Source organism: Chryseobacterium sp. FR048 (assembly GCF_056844665.1).
On record NZ_JBXDSE010000005.1, the window covers coordinates 193,641 to 215,795 of the forward strand.

The following is a 22,155-nucleotide window of genomic DNA, read 5'->3' on the forward strand; positions in this document are numbered from 1 at the left end:
CTCAGAGCAGGGGTTCTATATAATATGATTATTGTTGATTAATAACCAGGGTTTTGCTGAATACTTGGGTTACCTGCAATCTCATTGATTGGAATAGGTAATGTATATTTATAGCTATTATTTGGAAGATTAGTAACAGGAACTATATCATCTGTTGCATTTCTATCCATTGTCACACCAGCCACTGTAGCAAGTCTCTTCAGATCAAGATAACGGTGACCTTCCAGTGCAAGTTCGATTCTACGTTCTTTCAAAATATCTGCATATGCAGTCTGAGCATTACCATATGTAGGAGTAGTTGCAGCACCTAAATAGTTTCTTGCCTCTCTTACTTTCTGAATCAAATCATGAGCAGCCGTATAGTTTCCTGCTGCAGTTTCAGCTTCAGCTACAATAAAATACATTTCAGAAAGTCTAAATACCTTAACGTCATTTCTAGTAGCAGTACTTGTTTTTCCTGGATATTTATCAATGATCAAAGCGTCATCCAAAGGATCTTCAGTTGGATCCTGATAATTAGGATTTTCTGCTGTTGTAGGATCTACATAAGCATACTTTCTAATATCTCCTGGTGTATTCTTAAAGATATTATAGATATTTCTTCCCCAAACCCACATTGGAACTCCATTAATGTTAGATTGGTTGGTATTCCATCTTGTTCCTATAGGTAGTCCTGCTCCAAGAGCTAATCTGTTTAAAGAGAAAACGATTTCTCCTTTTGCAGAATCATTCCATAAATTTCTATATGGATTGAAAGAAGAAGCTACACCATAAAACGCTGTATTCCAAGCAGCGGTACCAACTGCAGGAGGATTCGCTCCTGAAGGCTGATATGGAGTCGCCGGTGACAATTTCGATCCGGTCGTTGCATCTACAACAGGTGCATTATTAATTACCTCTTGAGCATATTGCTTAGCTAATACCGTATTTCCTCTATATAAGTTAAAACGAGCTGTAACAGCATTTACAAAAGCTTTACCAACAGTATACCTAGAAGCATCAGTAGTAGAATATGTTAAAATACCTCTTGCATAATCTAAATCAGCATTGATAAAGTCATAAACATCCTGATTTTTTGCTCTTGGTAACTTAGCATCAGTAGCAGGCACATCTTTCACAAGAATAGCACCTAAAGCATTAGGATCTTTCATATCAGGAGAGAAATAAGCCTCTAACTGAACATAGCAATAAGCTCTAATAGCTCTAGCTTGTGCTAGAATACTATTATACTGAGCTATTTCAGTAGCACCGTTAGGTGTAATTTTCTTAGCTCCTTCCAATAGTCTATTCACACGGTTAATAACGATGTAGTTATTAAGCCATATTCCATTACTAGTACCGGTACTTACAGTTCCGCCTCCAACTACTTGAGTGGATGGATCCAAAAAGTATCTATGTAGTTCAAATTCCTGACTACCACTACCAAAACCTGGTTTTACTTCATCCGTAAATACGGCTGTAAAATATATTTCATCAATAGGTTCAAATTGAGCATATACTGAACCATTTAAAACTTCACCTAAATTGGCAACACTTGTATAAACATCGGTATCCTCAAGTTGTCCTGCCTGTTTGATATCCAACGCATCCTGACAGCTGTTTAAAGTAAATGTAGCTGAGGATAAAGTTGCTAAAATTAATACTGTATTTATAATTCTTTTCATAATTCTTCTTTATTAAAAATCAACATTTAATCCCACCGAAACCGTTCTAGGGTTAGGATATACATTTAACGAATAGTCAGTAACTGGCTCTGGATCAAATCCTTTCCAGCTTGTCCAAGTATAGATATTCTCAGCCTGAACAAATACTTTAATTCCTCTCACTGGTAATTTACCTAATTGATCTTTAGTAAAGGAATATCCTAAAGAAACATTTTTAAGTCTTATGAAGTCTGTTTTATATAAGAATCTATCTGAAGATCCATCTGTTCCTGCATTTACTGCTTTTAATGATGGTATATCAGTATTGGTATTTTGTGGGGTCCAAGCATTTAATAAATCAGCAGAAACGTTAATGTTATTAGCAGCATAGTTAGGATTCATCACCCAAGAATATAAGTTATCATAGATATATCCTCCTTGTTGATAAGAGAACAATGTATCCAAGAACCAGCCTTTATGTTGGAAATTGAATCCAAAACCACCTGTGAATTTAGCATATCTAGACTTTCCAGTCAATCTTCTGTCTGACGGTTGTGGATTTTCTGTAATATTACCATTTATATCAAGGAATTGCATATTACCATTAGCTTGATTCACACCAATATAAGGATACAATTGATATTGTCCTGCAGGACCTCCAATAGCATTTACAACATCACCAGCCAAGTTTTCGTTACTCATTGAAACAATCTTGTTTGAGTTGTAAGCCCCATTTACAAAAATAGATAGTTTTGTGTTCTCAGTTTTGATAGCATTATATCTGATCAAACCTTCAACCCCTTTATTATCAAGAACACCATCGTTTCCTCTAATCGTATACTGCCCAGTTACAGCTGATCTAGGGATGTCATTAAACATTCTTGTTGTTCTTTTTTGGTAGTAATCAAAACTACCTTCTACAATACCTTTGTAGTTGAAATCAACCCCTACGTTTGTTTGTTTTACTTGTTCCCATCTTAGATATGGGTTCGCCAAATTGACAAACTGATAACCTAAAATATTTTGATATCCTGAAATACCATTATATCTGTCAATATAATTATTAGGTCTTAATGCTAATGGGTTAGCATTATTTGCTGTAAGCCCTAAGTTTTGATTTCCTGTTGTACCAATAGACCCTCTTAGCTTCAATAATCTAAATCCAGAATTAGCCATGAAGTCTTCTTTGTCAATATTCCATCTAGCAGCTACTGACCAGAAAGTCTCCCATCTGTTAGTTGGTAAGAAACGATAAGATCCATCTCTTCTTACAACTCCACTGATTCCATATTTATCTTTATAATCGTAATCTAATGTTCCGAAGTAAGCTAATGTACCAGCTGTTACTTTTGAGCCGCTTACTGTAGGTCTGTAGATATTTGGTGTATCCGGGTTAAATGGAATATATCCAGTACCTGCTCCAAACTGCCATTGTAATGGGTTTAGTCCATTTTGCGTTTGAGTATTGTTATTTACATGAACTTTGATATAGTCCATATACGCTGCAGCTGAAATAGTATGATCACCAAAAGATTTGTTAAATGAAATGTTGGTAATACTGTTGAAAGTTAAATCTTTTGTTGTATCGAAAGTTTCAAAACCACCATACTTAGCACCCTGGCCGGCAGCTCCGTTTACAGCCAAATATCCATTAGCTGATCTTGCGAATATCCTTTCATATTCTTTATATTCAATACCTGTTCTATTTCCAACGCTTAAGTAATCAGTTATTTTGTAGTTTACATTGGCATTTGTAGAAATACTTAACTCCGTGAATCTATTTCTGATCCCCCCGTTAATATTATCCTGAAGAATCCAAGCTCTGTTTCCGGCAGTATTTCCTTTAATAGCATTATATAGATCCTGTCCATTTGCATATGGTGAAGGTGCTACGTAAGTAGGAGAAAGAATACTTCCAAATAATGGGTTTTGTAATACGTTATTAGAAATACCATCATTCGTCTCATCATCCAACTGATTTCTCTTAGAATAACCAAGTCCCATAATAGCACTAAATGTCAATTTGCCATCTTTAGATTTACCATTAAGGTTATTTCTTAAAGTGAATCTTTTAAAATCTGTAGACTTTACGTTTCCTTCGCTATCTAAATAGCCCAGAGAGAGAAAGTTATTAATATTTTCACCTCCAGCAGTAATGGCTAAATTGTGTTGTTGAGAAATTCCTACACGTGTAAATTGTTTTTTCCAATCTGTATCAATTGCCCAATTATTAATTTGGTCTTGAGTCAAGGTCCTACCAAATCCACTATTAGCATTTTTTTGAACCTGCAATAGTTGACGACCGTTTGACATGTTGTAATCAGGTTCAGGCATAGTACTAAATGATGTTAATGCATCATAAGACACCCTTAACCCTGAATTAAATTTACCCCCTTTTGTTGTAATTACTACAACTCCATTCGCTGCTCTGTTACCATAGATCGCAGTAGCTTGAGCATCTTTCAGAATACTGAACGTTTCAATATCATAAGAGTTCAAGTTTCTAAACTGAGATCCTGATGTAATAACACCATCTACAACATATAAAGGGTCTGTAGAACCGTTCAGTGAACTCATACCTCTAATCAAGATATTGAATTTCCCAGATCCTGGAGATCCTGATCCTGAGTTAATAACAATACCAGGTGCAGTTCCCTGAATTGAATTCAAAACAGAAATATTAGGTCTATTTTCTAATGTTTCTGCTCCAACAGTAACCGTGGAAGTTGTAGATTTAGCTTTGGTAGAAGTTTTACTATACCCCAAAACAACGACCTCCTCAATTTTCGTCTCTTTGTCCTTCTTGTCCTTAGAGTCATTTTCCTGAGCAAATACAGCCTGTCCTGTAAAAAACAGTACACCAGCTGTTAATACACGTAGTTTAACATTCATATTAACAAATTTTAATATATTTTAGCAGCAAATATGTTAATAAATATTAATACTGGCAAATTTTTCACATTCGCAACCCCCTTCAATATTCACAATATAATAATTTTATCACCACATACATAAAACAATTCACAATTTTAGCTCTGTATTATTCTAAAAAATTCAAAACAAATTCTAAAAAACCACTCCTTTAACAGTTTTCCGTCAATTAAAAAAAAACTATTTATAATAAATCTAAATTACAGAGCTCTAATTTTCAGACTCCTAGCTATTTTAAGGTGAAAACCGAAAATTTTATATCACCCATTGTTGTTTTATTCATTAATTTAAAAAAAACCTTATTCCATAAGCAGAAATCCATTTAATTTCTTTTTTTAAAATAATATTTTTATACTTTTGAAAACAAAACCATAAATTCATAAAAAGAATGAAGAAAACAATTTTAACCGCATTCGCTCTGGCTAGTTTTAGTTTCAGCTTTGCACAAAATACACTTTCAGTAAGTGGAACTACAGGGGCACAGGCAGTATTTGATGGCATCAAGTCTACCACAGGTAAAACATTTAAATATGAAGAAATCGTCGGAGACTCACCCTATATTGGCAAAGAATTTTCCAACGCCAAAATTGCAGCCAACTACGAACAGGTTCCTGTACGTTATAACAGCTACAGTGACGAAGTAGAGTTTAAGAAAAACGGAGAAGTTCAGGTTCTTCCAAAAACCGCTGACTTTTCAAGAATTGAAATTGCTTCTCCTAAACAAACAATAGTATACCTTCAGACTTCAGATGAACTGAGCGGATACTTTTTTGAATTGGTAAATGGTAAAAACAGCTTATATAAGAAGATCAAAACCAAATTCACTGATGTTGTTCCAGCAGCTAACTCTTATGCAAGTGAAAGACCTGCCAACTTTAGAACTTTGCCTTCTGTATATTATATCAAAACAGAGAAAGGTCTTATCAAGAAACCGAGAAACCAGAAAGATATAATTGAGTTATTTCCGGATAAAAAAGACAGCTTAAATGATTTTTGTAAATCAAATAAGATAAAATTTGATAAAGATGAAGATCTGATAAAGCTTGTCAACTTTATGAATCAGAACTAGGGAAAAGAAAACATTAAAGGTATTGTAAAAAACAAATCAGGCACCTCAATGAGGTGCCTGATTTATATTATATCTGAATTATATTATTTCAGCTTTTTCTTAACAGCTACTTCTTCGTAAACTTCAAGAATATCTCCGATTTCAATATCGTTATACCCTTTCAGGTTCAATCCACATTCGTAACCTTTTGTTACTTCCTTCACATCATCTTTGAAACGTTTCAAACTTTCAAGTTCTCCGTCAAATTTCACAATACCATCTCTTAGCAAACGTACTTTAGACTGTCTTGTTACTTTTCCGGTAAGAACCATACATCCGGCAATTGAACCTACTTTAGAAATCTTGAATACTTCACGGATCTCAACGTTACCAATTACCTGCTCCTGAATTTCCGGAGAAAGCATTCCCTCCATCGCTTCTTTTACTTCATCGATAGCTTTGTAGATTACAGAGTATGTTCTGATCTCAATTTCCTCACGGTCTGCAAGTTCTTTTGCATTTGCACCGGCTCTTACGTTGAATCCGATGATAATAGCATCTGATGCTGCCGCTAAGTTAATATCAGATTCTGTGATCTGTCCTACACCTGAGTGAAGGATTTTCACGCTGATCTCTTCTGTTGATAATCTTTGTAACTGATCAGAAAGTGCTTCTACAGAACCATCCACGTCACCCTTAAGGATAATATTCAATTCTTTGAATTCTCCTAAAGCAATACGTCTACCTAATTCTTCAAGCGTTGTATGTTTTTTCGTTCTGATAGAAAGTTCTCTCTGTAACTGTTCTCTCTTATTAGCGATAGCTTTACCTTCACTTTCGTCAGTATAAACACGGAATTTATCACCTGCTGTAGGTGCTCCGTCTAAACCTAAGATTGTTGCAGGAATCGAAGGTCCAGCTTCCGCAAGGTTCTTCCCTCTTTCATCAAGCAATGCTTTTACTTTACCATGGTTTTTACCTGCTACAACATAGTCACCTACTCTTAAAGTTCCGGTCTGTACCAACATCGTTGCTACATATCCTCTCCCTTTATCTAGAGAAGCTTCAATAACAACTCCATTTGCTGAACGGTCAGGGTTAGCTTTTAATTCAAGCATTTCTGCCTGTAATAAAACTTTCTCCAATAATACATCTACATTATTACCGAATTTAGCTGAAATTTCCTGAGCCTGAACATTTCCTCCCCATTCTTCCACTAAAACCGGTGGGTTTAAACCTGAAAGCTGCTGACGGATGTTGTCTGGGTTAGCATTCGGCTTATCTACTTTGTTGATAGCGATAATCATTGGTACTCCTGCAGCCTGTGCGTGAGCAATAGCTTCTTTTGTCTGTGGCATTACATCATCATCGGCTGCAATTACGATAATCGCAATATCCGTGATCTGTGCACCTCTTGCTCTCATCGCCGTAAAGGCTTCGTGACCTGGTGTATCTAAGAATGTAATTCTCTGACCATTTTCCAGTTTCACATTATAAGCACCGATGTGCTGAGTAATACCTCCTGATTCACCTGCAATTACGTTTGTTTTTCTAACGTAATCCAGTAATGAAGTTTTACCATGGTCAACGTGTCCCATTACCGTAACAACAGGTGCTCTTGACACTAAGCTTTCTTCAGTATCGATTTCGTCTTCTGCATCTGTATCTTCAAGATCTGCATCAGAGAATTCAATTTTATAACCGAATTCATCTGCTACTAATAATAAGGTATCAGCCTCTAATCTTTGGTTCATGGTTACCATTACCCCAAGTGAGAAACAAGCAGAGATTACTTCAGTTGGAGAAACGTTCATCAAACTTGCCAATTCACCTACTGTGATGAATTCTGTTACTTTCAGCGTTCTGTCTTGTGCCTCAAGTTCCTGCTGACGTTCGTCCTGTTCTCTACGGAAAGTTCTCTTATCTTTTCTGTGTTTTGCAGATTTAGATTTACCTCCTTTGTTGGTAAGTTTCTCTAAGGTTTCCTTGATCTGGTTTTTAACTTGTTCGTCAGTTAATTCAACTGGCATAACTCTTTGACCAGGTCTGTTGTTCTGACCACCTTTCTTGAATCCACCACCTTGGCCACCCGGACGGTTTCCACCTCCCTGGTTGTTTCCGAAGCGGTTTCCTCCCTGGCCACCCTGACCTTGAGGACGGTTTCCTTGTCCGCCTTGTCCCTGACGGTTTCCACCTTGTCCACCGTTGTTGTGCTGACGGTTTCCTTGGCCTTGACCACCCTGGTTATTATTGTTTCCTGAGTTTTGATTATTCCCCTGACCTTGTTGGTTATTCTGGCCACCTGGTTTTTCAATTCTCTTTCTTTTCTTTTTTGCACCAGCACCTGGTTTTGGAGCAAATTGAGTTAAGTCGATCTTTTCCCCAACGATCTTAGGACCGTCAAGTTTCTGATACACTGTCTCAATTTTCTGTGGTTCTTGAGATTCCGGCTCTGCCTCCACTTTTGGAGTTTCTGCTTTTTTCTCTTCTACTACTGGTTTTGGAGTTTCTTTTACTGGTTCCACAGGTTTTACTTCTTCTTTTTTCTCCTCCATTTTTGGTTTGTCTTTTTTCACAGGTCTGTTTCTAGATTCTATTTGAGACAAATCAATTTTATCCAAAACTTTGAATTCCTGCTTTTCAGGAGCTGCTTTTACTTCCGGCTGTTCTTCTTTCACGATTTCTTCTTTCTTTTCTTCAACCGGTGTTGCAACAGGAGCCACAGGAGCTGCGGGAGCTTCCTCAACTTCAGGCTTCTTAGGTTCTAGATCAATTTTACCTAAAATTCTAGTTTCTGGTTTATTTGCTTTAGCTCTTATCACTTCAGGGGTTTTCTTCTCTTCAATTTCCAGTTTTTCTTCCGGAACTTTAGTGATCACCACCTCATGGGAAGCCTTTCGTTGTTCGCCATCTTTAGCAAACTCAGCCTCCAATGCAGAATATGCCGATTCTTCCAATTGAGCGTTAGGATTGCCTTCAACTTCGAAACCCCTTGATTGTAAAAACTCTACTAATCTGGACATCGAAATGTTGAATTCCTTAACCGCTTTATTTAATCTAATTTTTGGCATCTATATTATTTACTGTTTTTAATTTTTAAAATTAAAGTATTTCTTTTTTACTGTTTATTAAGATTTATTTACAATCTTAATCTTCAAATTCTTCTCTCAGAATACGTTTAACCTCTTCGATGGTTTCTTCTTCAAGGTCTACCATATTTAAAAGACTTTCAGTTTCTTTATCCAATACTGATTTTGCAGTTGTAAGTCCTACTTTTTTAAACTCATCCAAAATCCACTGCTCGATATCATCGTTAAATTCTCTCAATTCAACATCGTCATCCTCGCTGGACTCTCTGTATACATCAATTTCATATCCTGACAACCAAGAAGCCAGTCTAATATTCTGTCCTTGTTTTCCAATTACTTTAGAAATCTCTTCAACAGGAGTATATACTAATGCATAGTTTTGATCCTCGTTGATGTCAATTTTATTGACAGTCACGTTTCCTAATGCTCTCTTCACCAAAATCTCAGGGTTTTTAGACCACTGAATAACATCGATGTTTTCATTTCTCAACTCTCTTACAACGCCATGAATTCTGGACCCTTTTACCCCAACACAAGCTCCTACCGGATCGATTCTGTCATCATAAGCATCTACTGCAATCTTCGCCTTTTCACCAGGAATTCTTACTACTTTTTTCAGCATAATTGTTCCGTCCTGGATCTCAGGAATTTCCAGCTCTAATAACTTCTCTAGGAACTTAGGTGCAGTTCTGGAAATAATAATCTGTGGTTTAGAACCTTTAAAATCTACTGTCTCAACAATAGCTCTGATATTCTCACCCTTTTTAAAGAAATCGGATGGGATCTGGTTTTCTTTCGGTAAAATAAATTCATTCCCTTCATCATCCAGCAAAATCACGTGTTTGTGACGGATATGGTGGATTTCTCCTACTACAATTTCCCCGATTTTATCTCTAAACTGCTCGTACAGCATTGCATTATTGTGCTCCTGAAGTTTTGTAGCCAGAATCTGCTTAAGGGTAAGAATATTTCTTCTTCCCAACTGTGCAACAGGAATTTCCATTGTAAAGTCCTCACCTACTTCGAAGGTAGGGTCAATCTTCTTTGCTTCAGAAATTTCAATTTCCAAATCATCATCTTCAGACATTTCGTCCTCTACAATTGTTTTATTCAAAAATATCTGAAAATCTCCTTTATCCGGGTTTACAATCACATCAAAATGGTCATCTGAATCAAATCTTTTTCTCAAAAGTGTCTTCAGTGAATCCTCAATAATTGCCATAAGATCAATCTTACTGATCCCTTTTTCGTCTTTAAAATCACCAAAGGATTCAATCAACGCTATATTATCCATCTATTCTTTTTTCTTTTTTAAAATTTAATTACTACTAATGCCTTTTTGATTTCAGGATATGAAATCTCCTTCTCCTCTTCCACATCTACTTTCCCTTTTCCGATATCTTTCGGTTTTCGGTAACGCAGAATCAGTGTTATCTTCTGATCGTCTACTTTTGACAATTCTCCTTCAATTTTGGAAGCATCTTCAAGCATCACCTCAATCTCTCTTCCGATGTTTTTACTGAACTGTCTTGGTGTGGATAATGGTTCGCTCAATCCGGCAGACATCACCTGAAGGCTGAAGTCATGCTCTTCACGATCCATATTGAATTCTATAGCACGGCTTGCATCAAGACAATCCTGCAAAGAAACTCCGTTATCACCATCTAAAATCACTGTAATATCATCCCCTGCAGAAATTTTAAGATCAATAAGAAACAGATCTTTTCTGGTCTCAAGGAATTCATTTAATAATTCTTCAATTCTTTTTCTAAACTCCATATATTTTTATCTTGATTTACAGTACGAAAAAAGGCTTTCTTCCGAAGCCTTCCCATTTTTTCCGTAAATCCAATGCAAATATACGCTTTTTTTCTAAAAATGCAAAATTATCTTAAGTATCAAGCAAATAGCACCTATTCCTTTTACAATAAATTAAAAGAGTATATGACAGGATTTTTATTACTTTTGTCTTTAGAATTTTAAAACAAACATTTTGAATATAACGATTGTAGGAACAGGTTATGTAGGATTAGTTACAGGAACTACTCTGGCAGAACTTGGCAATTCAGTATACTGTGTTGATATTGATGAAAAAAAAGTAGAAGGTATGAAAAACGGCGTAGTTCCCATCTATGAGCCGAACCTTGAAGAAATGTTCCTGAGAAACATCCAATCCGAAAGATTATTTTTCACCACCGATCTGAAGGAAGCACTAGACAAAAGTGAGGTCATTTATCTGGCTTTACCTACACCTCCGGGAGAAGACGGATCTGCAGATCTTTCTTATGTCCTTCAGGTAGCTAACAATATTGGAGAGATGATGACTGAATACAAGGTCATTGTCAACAAAAGTACCGTACCGGTAGGAACTGCAGACAGAGTAAGAGAAACCATATCCGCAAAAACAGACTTCCCTTTTGACGTTGTTTCAAACCCTGAATTCCTGAGAGAAGGTTTTGCTGTTGAAGATTCTATGAATCCATCAAGAGTGGTGGTAGGAGCAAGTTCCGAAAGAGCAAAAGATATCATGTCTAAAATCTATCAGCCTTTTACCAATACCGGAATTCCCATTATCTTTATGGATGAGAAATCATCTGAACTTACTAAATATGCCGCCAACTCATTCCTGGCTGTAAAGATTACCTTTATGAATGAAATTGCCAACTACTGTGAAAAAGTAGGTGCAGACGTAGATAAAGTAAGACTTGGGATGGGAAGTGATGATAGAATCGGACACAGATTCTTATTTCCGGGAATCGGATATGGTGGAAGCTGTTTCCCTAAAGATGTAAAAGCTCTTATAAAATCCGGCAAACAGGAAGATTTCAACTTCCAGATTCTTGAAGCTACCGAAAGAGTCAACACAACACAGAAAGTGATTCTGGTTTCTGAAATTGAAAAGTATTTCGGCGGAAATATCGAAGGCAAGAAGATTGCGATGTGGGGACTTGCGTTTAAAGCGAACACAGATGACATCAGAGAAGCGTCATCATTAGACAATATTGCTCTGTTATTAGAAAAAGGAGCAAAAATCACCGCATATGATGCTGTAGCAGAAAGCAATGTTCAAAAGCTTATTGGTGACAAAATACAATATGCGAAAACAATGTATGATGCACTGGAAGAAGCCGATGCCTTATTTATTTCAACTGAATGGCCGGAGTTTAAAAATCCTAATTTTGAACTTATGGCTAAAAAGATGAAAAACAAGGTTATTTTTGACGGCAGAAATATGTATCCGTTAGAAATCCCCGAGCAAAACGGGTTTCATTACAAGAGCATAGGAAGAAAGACCATTTCAAAATAAATAAATGAAAAATATTATTATTACAGGCGGAGCAGGATTCATTGGCTCTCACGTTGTAAGAGAATTTGTAAAAAATAATCCGGACAGCACCATTATCAACCTCGATGCACTTACCTATGCTGGAAATCTTGAAAACCTGAAGGACATTGAAAATGAGCCTAATTATGTTTTCGAAAAAGCAGACATTACAAAACCAGAAGAACTGAGAAAGGTTTTTGAAAAATACAATCCGGACGCTGTTGTACACCTTGCTGCAGAAAGCCATGTTGACAGAAGTATCACCGATCCGATGGCATTCATCAACACCAACGTAAACGGAACGGCTAATCTTCTTAATCTGTGCAAAGAGTTCTGGACACTCAACCCAGACCACACTCATGGCAGATTCCCGGCAGAAAAAAGAACCAACTTATTCTATCATGTTTCTACAGATGAAGTATATGGCAGCTTAGGTGAAACAGGATTCTTTTTAGAAACAACACCTTATGATCCACAGTCTCCGTATTCTGCATCAAAAGCAGCCTCTGACCATTTGGTAAGAGCTTACGGAAATACTTACGGAATGCCTTTCATCGTATCAAACTGTTCAAACAACTACGGGCCTAATCATTTTCCTGAGAAGCTGATCCCACTTTGTATCTCAAATATCATCAACGAAAGACCTTTACCAATTTACGGTGACGGGAAATATACCAGAGACTGGTTATTTGTAATCGACCATGCGAGAGCAATCCATCAGATCTTTAATGAAGCAAAAACCGGAGAAACCTACAACATCGGAGGATTCAACGAATGGCAGAATATTGATCTGGTAAAAGAACTGATCAAACAAATGGATGCTAAATTAGGAAAACCGGAAGGATACTCTGAAAAGCTGATCACCTTTGTAAAAGACAGACCAGGTCACGACAAACGTTATGCAATTGATGCCAATAAACTTAATAAAGATTTAGGATGGAAACCATCTGTAACTTTTGAAGAAGGATTAGGAAAAACAATTGACTGGTATCTTGAAAATAAGGAATGGCTGGAGAATGTAACTTCAGGAAACTACCAGGAGTATTACAACAAACAATATAGCTAAATCTCCATTATTGAGAAAAAGCGAAAATCTAACCTGATTTTATTTATTCTCACTCCCTCCAATCACAAAATAACGATCCATATAACACACAAACGAAATTGGCGTAATTCGCACAACACATGAAAGGAATAATATTAGCCGGAGGTTCCGGAACAAGACTTTACCCTCTAACCATTGCAGTCAGCAAGCAATTAATGCCTGTTTACGACAAGCCCATGATCTATTATCCACTTTCCACGCTTCTTTTAGCGGGCATCAAGGATATTTTAATTATCACAACGCCCCATGATCAGGCGGGATTCATCAAACTTTTAGGAGACGGCTCACAAATCGGCTGTAACATAGAATACGTCGTACAGCCTAGCCCGGACGGCCTGGCCCAAGCTTTCATTCTTGGTGACCAATTTATTGGTAGCGATTCTGCCGCTCTTGTTTTGGGTGATAACATCTTCTATGGTTCAGAAATGGGAACATTATTGAAAAATAAGACCAATCCGGACGGAGGGGTTGTTTTTGCTTACCATGTGGCAGACCCTGAAAGATATGGAGTCGTAGAGTTTGATAAAGATCTTAAAGCTGTTTCCATTGAGGAGAAGCCTTTACATCCGAAATCAAATTATGCGGTGCCGGGTCTATATTTTTACGACAATAATGTAGTAGAAATTGCAAAAAACATCAAACCTTCTGCAAGAGGTGAGCTTGAAATCACAGACATTAATAATGTTTATCTAAAGAACGAAAAACTTGAAGTTGCCGTTCTGGACAGAGGTACTGCATGGCTGGACACCGGAACTTTTGACTCTCTTCATGATGCTTCTGAATTTGTAAGCGTGATTGAAAAAAGACAAGGCTTCAAAATCGGATGTATTGAAGAAATTGCTTTCAGAAATAAATTCATCAATGAAGAAAAACTACTTGAGACTGCCGCTAAATATGGTAAAAGTGGTTATGGTGAATATTTGAAACAATTGATCAGTAAATAACAACTAACTTTATCTATTTTGTAAACTATTGGCCTTATGCCAATAGTTTTTGCTCATACCAACAAATATCAATATATTAGTTGTAATTTTTTAGTTTTATGAGAATAACAATCCACAAACTAAAAAAAATTGTAAGAATTAATTATATATAAATTTGCAAAAAACTTACACAGATGAATGAACCACAACAGAAGTGGACAGAGACGATTGATTCTGATCATTCGTTGCTTGATTTAAAGCTAAAAGAAGTCTGGAAATATAAGGACCTTGTCTATATGTTTGTCAAGAGAGATTTTGTATCCAGCTTTAAGCAGACCATATTAGGACCTATATGGTTTTTTATCAATCCTATTTTAACAACCATCGTATATCTTATCATTTTTGGAAGAATTGCAAAATTACCTACCGATGGAGCCCCCCCACTACTTTTTTATCTGGCTGGTGTTACCCTTTGGAATTATTTTTCATCCTCATTACTCGCTACCTCCTCTACATTTACAGGAAATGCGGGAATCTTTGGAAAAGTTTATTTTCCCAGACTGGTCACTCCACTCTCCATTGTCCTCTCCAACCTTATGAGATTTGGGGTACAGTTTCTGTTATTTATTCTTGTATGGGCATACTATCTCAATAAAGGAGAAGTTCATCCTAATATCTGGATTCTTGCAACTCCTTTCCTTATATTCTTAATGGCACTTTTCGCCCTGGGAGTGGGAATGATATTTTCTTCACTTACCACAAAATATAAGGATCTGGCAATGTTGTTAGGTTTTGGGGTTAGCTTATACATGTATGCCACCCCTGTTATTTATCCGGTATCTTCATTACCGGGGTTCTTTAAAAAACTAGCCTATTATAATCCTTTAACGGGTATTTTTGAATGCTTTAAATATGCATGGATTGGGGCTGGAGACTTCTCTCCTGCCATGCTTGGAATCAGTACGGTTATCATTCTCATTCTTTTGATGATAGGAATTGTTGTATTCAATAAGGTTGAGAAAAGCTTTATGGATACTGTATAGCATTTATTGAGAAACTTTCTTATTAATCTTTAAATCATTAAAATATGCTGGCTTTAAAAGCAGAAAATATATCAAAACAATACCGTCTGGGACAAGTCGGGACAGGTACTCTTTCCCATGATCTCAACAGGTTCTGGCATAAAGTAAGAGGAAAAGAAGATCCTTATCTGAAGATTGGTGAAGCTAATGACAGAACCACTAAGGGAGATTCTGAATATGTATGGTCTCTTCGTGATATCAATTTTGAAATTAAGCAGGGTGAAGCCGTGGGAATCATCGGAAGGAATGGCGCCGGGAAATCAACATTGCTGAAGTTGCTGAGTAAAGTTACAAAACCTACAACCGGTAAAATATACAGTCATGGAAGAATTGCGTCATTGTTGGAAGTAGGAACAGGTTTCCATCCTGAAATGACGGGACGGGAAAATGTCTTTCTTAATGGAGCTATTCTTGGAATGACACGAAAAGAAATTACAAGGAAATTCGATGAAATTGTTGATTTCTCAGGAGTAGAAAGGTATATTGATACTCCAGTGAAGAGATATTCTTCGGGAATGTATGTCCGCCTTGCATTTGCTGTAGCAGCTCATTTAGAATCCGAAATCCTTATTGTGGATGAAGTTTTAGCTGTAGGTGATGCTGAGTTTCAGAAAAAATGCCTGGGTAAGATGAATGATGTTACCAGAGGAGAAGGAAGAACGATATTATTTGTAAGTCATAATATGACGGCCATAAAAGAATTGTGTTCAAAAGGAATTCTTTTAAATCAAGGAAAAATTGATTACCAAGGAGATATTCTTAATACCATTATAGAATATCAAAAAAGCAGTGCAAAAGAAAGTTCTTATATTTATAATGGGAATCTTGATGAAGCTCTGGGAAATGAAAATATCAGAATAAAAGAATTTTCTGTATCTCCAATTAAAGGAGATCTACTGGATATTGATTCCGGAGTACATGTAAAGCTTGTTTTTCATAATTACTGCCCAGATATTACACTTGACACAACATTTGAGTTAAAAAATTATGAAGAACTGGTTATTTTCCATGTGGGGAAATTTGTTTCTGAAAACAACGATTCAAAAGTTGGAGAATATACTGTAGAATTTGACATACCTGCCGGACTTTTGAATGCCGGAAATTACTATTTCAGACTCTATTTTGGAAAAGATCAAAAAATTCTTCTCTATGGAATTGATGAATTTATCGGGTTTGAGGTAGAAAATGTGAAAGTTGGAACAATGATGCATATCTATCCGGGGATCACCAGACCGTTTTTTGAATATAAAGTACAAACACCATGAGTCCTAAGATAATAGAATTGCCCAAAATATATGATAAAAGAGGGAATTTATCATTTTTTGAACATCCCAATCAACTGCCATTTGAGATACAAAGGACATATTGGGTATATGATGTACCCGGAGGAGAAGTAAGAGGAAGCCATGCATTCAAGGAACAGCAGGAATTCATTATTGCCCTTTCAGGGAGTTTTGATGTGGTAATCCATAATGGAAAATCAGAACAGAGATTTTCACTGAACAGATCTTACTATGGCTTATATATTCCTAAAATGTTTTGGCGAAGATTGGAAAACTTTTCAACCAATTCATTAGCACTTATTGTCTCGGACAAGGAGTACAATGAAAATGACTACATAAGAAATTTTGAAGAATTTAAAATACTGACTAATGAAGAATAATATTTCTGTATTTGACTGTAATGTTATTGATTTAGGTAAAATCAGTTTTGATGAAGGCAATCTTACAGTAGTTGAAAATAATTCCGCATTTCCATTTAATGTAAAAAGAGTTTTCTACTTATATGATATTGCAGGAGGAGAAAGCAGAGGTGCACATTCGCACAAAGAATGCCATCAGTTCCTGATTGCGGCAAGTGGCAGCTTTGAAGTATCCTTAGATGATGGAAAATTTAAGAGACAGGTTTTTCTTAACCGTCCTGATTTGGGGTTACATATTCCTCCGGGGATATGGGCTTCTGAAATTAATTTTTCTTCAGGAGCAATTTGTCTGGTACTTGCATCTCATTCTTACAATGAAGCAGACTACATAAGAAATTATGAGGATTTCAAAAAATTAAGAAATGATCTTTTATAAAGGGCAAATCATAAATCCTGAAAACTTCAGACAACCGTCTTTCTTCATTAGTCCATTCAGAACATCTGATTTAGGGAAAAATGATTCAATTGTAAAAGACGACTACCCTTCTGATGAAGAATTATTAAAAAAATTTCATTCATTTTTTGGGGAAAAGCATGAAATCTTTTTGAGCGGTAAGGAGGCAATAAACCAAGCGTTACGTTTCTATAATCTTGAAAGTGATGATGAAGTCCTTATCATAACCACAACTTCCAATTTTTACATAAGTAGTTGTGTAACTAAGGAAATTGAAAAATTTTGCCATTGGTCAAGAGAAAAAACAAATAAGACGAAATTAATTTTTGTTATCCACGAGTTTGGAAAAGTTTACCCTGACATGGAAAAAATAAAAAGCTATAATATTCCTATCATTGAAGACTGTGCCATGAGTATGCTGTCTAACAACTCGCAACATCAAATAGGTCAATATGGAGACTTTACCATTTATAGTGTTCCTAAATTTTTCCCAGTACAATTTGGTGGAATATTAAGAATCAATCATAATGACTATAAATTAAAAACGGAAAAGACATATCAGAATTATTTACAGAAAATATGCCTGCATTATCTAAAAGACGTTGAAGATATTATTATACAAAGAAGAAAAAATAATCAATATTTAATTTCAAAATTAGAAAAAATCGGTTTCAAATCATTCTTTGATTATAATGAATATGAAACTCCTTCTGTTTGTATGTTTGAAAATAACGGCTGTGATCTATCTGAATTAAAAATATTTCTTCAGCAGAATGGAATAGAATGTAGTATATTTTACGGTAAGGATGTATTCTTCATACCAGTTCATCAAAACCTGGGGATTTTTGAAATGGATTATATTGTTAACCTTATAGAATATTTTGTCTATGAAAATAAGTAATATTTCAATAGGTGAAAATGTTGTTATTGATCCTAGTACCTCAATAAACAATGTGAAAATTGCAGATCATGTTAAAATTGCAAAGCTATGCAGTATTTATGGATCCGAAAATAATCAGCTGGAAATTGGGGAATCATCTTATGTAGGGATGTTCAGTATTCTTAACGGATTTAGTAGAAAGCTTACAATAGGAAAACATGTTTCTATAGCACAAAATGTAAACATTATGACGGATTCCGGTCCTAATGCAAGTGAAGAAATGCAAAAAATATTTCCTCTTATTTCAGGAGAAGTACAAATTGGTGATCACAGTTGGATTGGGGCCAATGTGGTCATTATGCCGGGCGTACAATTAGGAAAGTTCTGTGTAGTAGCAGCAAACAGTTTTGTTAATAAAAGTTTTCCAGATTATTCCATGATTGGAGGAAACCCCGCAAAACTTATAAAAACATTATTATCACCTGATGAAATTTGAAATAATCAAATACAATAATTCGTATAAAGAAATTTGGAATTCTTTTATCTCAACATCAAAAAACGGACTTTTCTTTTTTGACAGAGATTTTATGGAATACCATTCTGACCGTTTCAAAGATCATTCACTACTCATTTTTAAAAATAATAAAATTGCAGCGTTATTACCTGCAAATGAATCCGGAAGACAGATTATTTCTCATGGTGGCTTAACTTTTGGGTCGTTGATCATATCACATGCTATAAAAGCAATAGACGTTTTAGATATTTTTGCTGAAGTAAAGAAATATTATTCTGCTCTTTCCTTCAATGAAATAATATACAAAGCTGTTCCTCATATTTTTCATAAATATCCCTCTGAAGAAGATTTATATGCTCTTTTCCGTAATGAAGCTAATCTTTTTAGAAGAGATATATCATCTGTTATTGATCTCTCTCATCCTATCCGGTTTTCGGAAACTAAAAGACAGTTGGTAAGAAAATGTGAAGAAAATAAAGTAACCGTTAGCGAAAAAACAAATTTTGAAGAATACTGGAGTTTACTTTCTTCTGTTCTTCAGAAATTTGATGCAAAACCGGTACATACGATAGAGGAAATAGCCTTATTAAAAGAAAAATTTCCAGATAACATAAGACTTTTTGAAGCCCGTAAAGATGGCAAGCTTTTAGCTGGTATTGTTATTTTTGATTTTGGAAATACCATTCATACCCAATACATGGCAGCCTCATCAGAAGGCAGGAAGACAGGGGCACTTGATTTTATCAATCATGCTCTTTTAGAACAATTCAAAGACAGAAAATATTACAGCTTCGGAATTTCTACAGAAAACCAAGGTATATATTTAAATGAGGGATTAATTCAGCAGAAAGAGAATATGGGAGCAAGAGGAATTGCCTTAGATTTTTATTCAATTAAACTTTAAACTATGATTAAATTTCTTGATTTACAAAAGGTAAACTTACAATATCAAAATGAAATAGAGACAAAACTTTTAGAAGTCTTCCGCTCCGGATGGTATCTAATGGGAAGTCAGCTTTCAAATTTTGAAAAAAATCTTTCAGATTATATCGGAGTCAAACATACTATTGGTGTTGCCAATGGTCTGGATGCTTTAAGACTCATTTTGAGAGCCTATATAGAATTAGGAGTAATGAATATTGGAGATGAAATTATCGTTCCTTCCAATACTTATATTGCCTCTATTTTAGCTATTTCAGATAATGGCTTAGTCCCAGTTTTAGTAGAGCCGGAAATTAACACCTATAATATTGACATTTCTAAAATTGAAGAAAAAATAACTTCAAAAACCAAAGGTATTCTCATCGTCCATCTTCAGGGCAGAGTTGTATTTTCTGATTCACTTAAAGAAATTGCCCAAAAGCATAACCTCAAAATTATAGAAGATAATGCCCAGGCAATCGGAGCAGAATGGAATGGAACAAAATCAGGAAATCTTGGTGATGCTGCCGGGTTCAGCTTTTATCCTGGCAAAAATCTGGGAGCTCTGGGGGATGCAGGTGCCGTAACGACAAATGATGATGATTTAATGAAAACAATCAGGGCTTTGGCCAATTATGGTTCCAATCAAAAGTATGTAAACATCTATAAGGGATTAAATTCAAGGCTTGATGAGATTCAGGCTGCGGTTCTGGATATTAAGTTAAAGTATATTGATAAAGAAAACGAAATAAGAAGGGAAATTTCAAAGCGTTTTATTAACGAAATAAAAAATCCGGCAGTCATTCTTCCGGAATATCCGGCTGATGAAAATGAACACGTTTGGCACGTATTCGTGATCCGATCAGAAAGAAGAGACGAGCTGCAGTCTTATCTTACAGAAAATGGCGTACAGACTTTAATTCACTATCCCATTCCACCTCATAAACAAGAAGCTTACAAAGATTGGAATGACCTGTCATTTCCAATCAGTGAAAAGATTCATGCAGAAGTATTGAGTCTTCCAATTTCTCCTGTTATGGATGAAGAAGAAATAAATAAAATTATTGAGATTATAAATAAGTTTTAATCCATGTCAAGACTCTTAGAGAATAAAAAATACTTCCTTAAAACGTTAAAGATCGCTACACTTCTTTTTACCGAAAAGAAGTATAATGATTGCTTGATGTACATAGAGAAAGTATCCTATTCGGCATGGTATAATTTCCCCGGATATTATACCTCTAATTGTTTTGAATCAATGATCAGAAAAATTGCTCTTAAAAATATAAATTTTGATAAATCGCCCAATCACGAACCTACAGAAGACAGAACACTACATCTTTTTTCCGAAATCAGCAGTATTGGGGGACATTCAAAACTTATTTTCAGCTGGATAGAAAATGACAAAAACAGTAAACATTATCTGATGAGTACATGGCAGAATTTCCAGGAAATCTCTGAAATAGCCAAATCTTATCAATATAATATTGATCAAAATTTATTTGTTTATGATCAAAAATTAAGTATCATTGAAAAAGCCCAAAAGATAGTAGATACATTGAAGGAGAATGATTTCAGTAGAATTGTTCTGCACATTCATCCACATGATGTCATCCCTTCTTTGGTTTTTTCTTCGCAAAAATTAAAAAGTCCAGTCTTTTTTCTAAATCATGCTGAACACACCTATTGGCTGGGCGCACCTGTTACAGATTTTCTACTTCAAATAAGAGAATCAAACATTTTAAAAGATTCTGAAAACAGAAATATTCCAGTACAAGATCAGTTTTTTTTACCAATACCTGTAGACCAGTCATATTCTTTAAAAAAGACAAAAAAAAGTACATTTAGTATTATTTCAATTGGCAGAGAATCCAAATATGAGCCCAATGAGGAATATAATTTCTATGAGGAAGCATTAAAAATTGTAAAAAAATTTGAACATGTTGTCTTTACCATTATTGGTATTGATTCCAATAGTCCAAAGAGAAAAATTTACCAGCATGAAAGGTTAGTTTTCGTCCATCCGACAAGAGATATTAACCAATACATTGAAAATGCTGATTTATATTTAGAAGGGTTCCCTATCCCATCTTTCACCTCACTTCTGGAACCTGCAATGGCTGGTGTACCCTTTGTATTACACTACCACCCTGCAAGTGTCTATAAAATATTTGATGGTAACAAAGAAAAAGGAATATTCTATCCGGAAGATTTGAAAAGCTGGGAACTTGAAGTGGAGAAAATGATCACAGACGAAAACTACAGAAATTCCGCCAACACACTGCAAATTAAATATTTAAAGGAAAATTATTCATCACAAGGATGGAATATAAAACTGCAAAATGTCAAAAGGTTTTCTCAAAATAAAAACCATAATATAAGATCTATTGCTAACGAAGAAAAATATATAGAGGGAAGAGATGAAGAATTGGTATCAGTTATTGAGTCAAAGTCAACCGATCACTATTCGTATACTAACCGTTTAGGATTTCTTTCAAAATTAAAAGTTATAGAACTTTCCTTAAACAATCCTTCGTGGGTAAAAGTCTTACCCTTGAAACAAACGATCAAATATTTATTTAATAGATAATTTAAGCA

18 protein-coding genes are annotated in these 22,155 nt (G+C 35.4%); 13 read left to right on the top strand and 5 right to left on the bottom strand.

The features are described 5' to 3' along the window. Positions 1 to 38: 38 nt before the first annotated feature. Positions 39 to 1,664, bottom strand: coding sequence for a RagB/SusD family nutrient uptake outer membrane protein (locus AC106K_RS15640; RefSeq protein WP_482446412.1), 1,626 nt, complete (start codon positions 1,662 to 1,664; stop codon positions 39 to 41). Between the two features lie 12 nt (positions 1,665 to 1,676). Beyond that, positions 1,677 to 4,535 (bottom strand): SusC/RagA family TonB-linked outer membrane protein, encoded by a 2,859-nt coding sequence (locus AC106K_RS15645; RefSeq protein ID WP_482446413.1) that lies wholly within the window; start codon positions 4,533 to 4,535, stop codon positions 1,677 to 1,679. A gap of 427 nt (positions 4,536 to 4,962) precedes the next feature. On the opposite strand from AC106K_RS15645, the gene AC106K_RS15650 reads away from it, so the two are divergent. Continuing rightward, a complete protein-coding gene (locus AC106K_RS15650) occupies positions 4,963 to 5,643 on the top strand; it encodes a hypothetical protein (protein WP_482446414.1) in 681 nt (226 codons plus the stop codon). Positions 5,644 to 5,726: 83 nt separating this feature from the next. Here the strand turns inward: AC106K_RS15650 and infB are convergent, their stop codons facing one another. The 3 genes from infB to rimP all read right to left on the bottom strand — a co-directional run bounded on the left by infB (position 5,727) and on the right by rimP (position 10,490). Beyond that, complete coding sequence (infB, locus tag AC106K_RS15655) at positions 5,727 to 8,693, bottom strand: translation initiation factor IF-2 (RefSeq protein WP_482446415.1); 2,967 nt, start codon at positions 8,691 to 8,693, stop codon at positions 5,727 to 5,729. 76 nt (positions 8,694 to 8,769) lie between these two features. Further along, the gene (nusA, locus tag AC106K_RS15660) at positions 8,770 to 10,005 is read right to left on the bottom strand and encodes a transcription termination factor NusA (protein ID WP_047097519.1); all 1,236 of its coding nucleotides are present in this window, start codon (positions 10,003 to 10,005) and stop codon (positions 8,770 to 8,772) included. 17 nt (positions 10,006 to 10,022) lie between these two features. After that, positions 10,023 to 10,490: a ribosome assembly cofactor RimP gene (rimP, locus tag AC106K_RS15665; protein WP_482446416.1), complete on the bottom strand. Its 468-nt coding sequence runs from the start codon at positions 10,488 to 10,490 to the stop codon at positions 10,023 to 10,025. Between the two features lie 214 nt (positions 10,491 to 10,704). Between rimP and AC106K_RS15670 the strand changes: the two genes are divergently transcribed. From AC106K_RS15670 to AC106K_RS15725, 12 genes are all read left to right on the top strand, one after another. Beyond that, complete coding sequence (locus tag AC106K_RS15670) at positions 10,705 to 12,018, top strand: UDP-glucose dehydrogenase family protein (RefSeq protein ID WP_482446417.1); 1,314 nt, start codon at positions 10,705 to 10,707, stop codon at positions 12,016 to 12,018. A 4-nt stretch (positions 12,019 to 12,022) separates the two neighbouring features. Continuing rightward, positions 12,023 to 13,102 (top strand): dTDP-glucose 4,6-dehydratase, encoded by a 1,080-nt coding sequence (gene rfbB, locus AC106K_RS15675; RefSeq protein WP_482446418.1) that lies wholly within the window; start codon positions 12,023 to 12,025, stop codon positions 13,100 to 13,102. A gap of 119 nt (positions 13,103 to 13,221) precedes the next feature. Next, positions 13,222 to 14,085 (top strand): glucose-1-phosphate thymidylyltransferase RfbA, encoded by an 864-nt coding sequence (gene rfbA / locus AC106K_RS15680; protein ID WP_482446419.1) that lies wholly within the window; start codon positions 13,222 to 13,224, stop codon positions 14,083 to 14,085. 173 nt (positions 14,086 to 14,258) lie between these two features. Then, complete coding sequence (locus AC106K_RS15685) at positions 14,259 to 15,107, top strand: ABC transporter permease (protein ID WP_482446420.1); 849 nt, start codon at positions 14,259 to 14,261, stop codon at positions 15,105 to 15,107. Between the two features lie 44 nt (positions 15,108 to 15,151). Continuing rightward, on the top strand, positions 15,152 to 16,411 hold the full coding sequence (locus AC106K_RS15690) for an ABC transporter ATP-binding protein (protein WP_482446421.1): 1,260 nt from the start codon (positions 15,152 to 15,154) through the stop codon (positions 16,409 to 16,411). Beyond that, positions 16,408 to 16,809 carry a sugar 3,4-ketoisomerase gene (locus tag AC106K_RS15695; protein ID WP_482446422.1) on the top strand — a complete coding sequence of 134 codons (402 nt, stop codon included), beginning with the start codon at positions 16,408 to 16,410 and terminating at the stop codon, positions 16,807 to 16,809. Before AC106K_RS15690 ends, AC106K_RS15695 begins: the two co-directional genes overlap by 4 nt. Further along, on the top strand, positions 16,799 to 17,224 hold the full coding sequence (locus AC106K_RS15700; protein WP_212650278.1) for a sugar 3,4-ketoisomerase: 426 nt from the start codon (positions 16,799 to 16,801) through the stop codon (positions 17,222 to 17,224). The genes AC106K_RS15695 and AC106K_RS15700 overlap by 11 nt, the downstream gene beginning before the upstream one ends. Next, positions 17,211 to 18,143, top strand: coding sequence for a DegT/DnrJ/EryC1/StrS family aminotransferase (locus AC106K_RS15705; protein ID WP_482446423.1), 933 nt, complete (start codon positions 17,211 to 17,213; stop codon positions 18,141 to 18,143). The genes AC106K_RS15700 and AC106K_RS15705 overlap by 14 nt, the downstream gene beginning before the upstream one ends. After that, complete coding sequence (locus tag AC106K_RS15710; protein ID WP_482446424.1) at positions 18,130 to 18,618, top strand: acyltransferase; 489 nt, start codon at positions 18,130 to 18,132, stop codon at positions 18,616 to 18,618. The genes AC106K_RS15705 and AC106K_RS15710 overlap by 14 nt, the downstream gene beginning before the upstream one ends. Then, positions 18,608 to 19,540: a GNAT family N-acetyltransferase gene (locus tag AC106K_RS15715; RefSeq protein ID WP_482446425.1), complete on the top strand. Its 933-nt coding sequence runs from the start codon at positions 18,608 to 18,610 to the stop codon at positions 19,538 to 19,540. Before AC106K_RS15710 ends, AC106K_RS15715 begins: the two co-directional genes overlap by 11 nt. Positions 19,541 to 19,543: 3 nt before the next feature. Continuing rightward, on the top strand, positions 19,544 to 20,644 hold the full coding sequence (locus tag AC106K_RS15720; RefSeq protein WP_482446426.1) for a DegT/DnrJ/EryC1/StrS family aminotransferase: 1,101 nt from the start codon (positions 19,544 to 19,546) through the stop codon (positions 20,642 to 20,644). A gap of 3 nt (positions 20,645 to 20,647) precedes the next feature. Then, positions 20,648 to 22,147: a hypothetical protein gene (locus AC106K_RS15725; RefSeq protein WP_482446427.1), complete on the top strand. Its 1,500-nt coding sequence runs from the start codon at positions 20,648 to 20,650 to the stop codon at positions 22,145 to 22,147. The last annotated feature ends 8 nt before the right edge of the window (positions 22,148 to 22,155 follow it).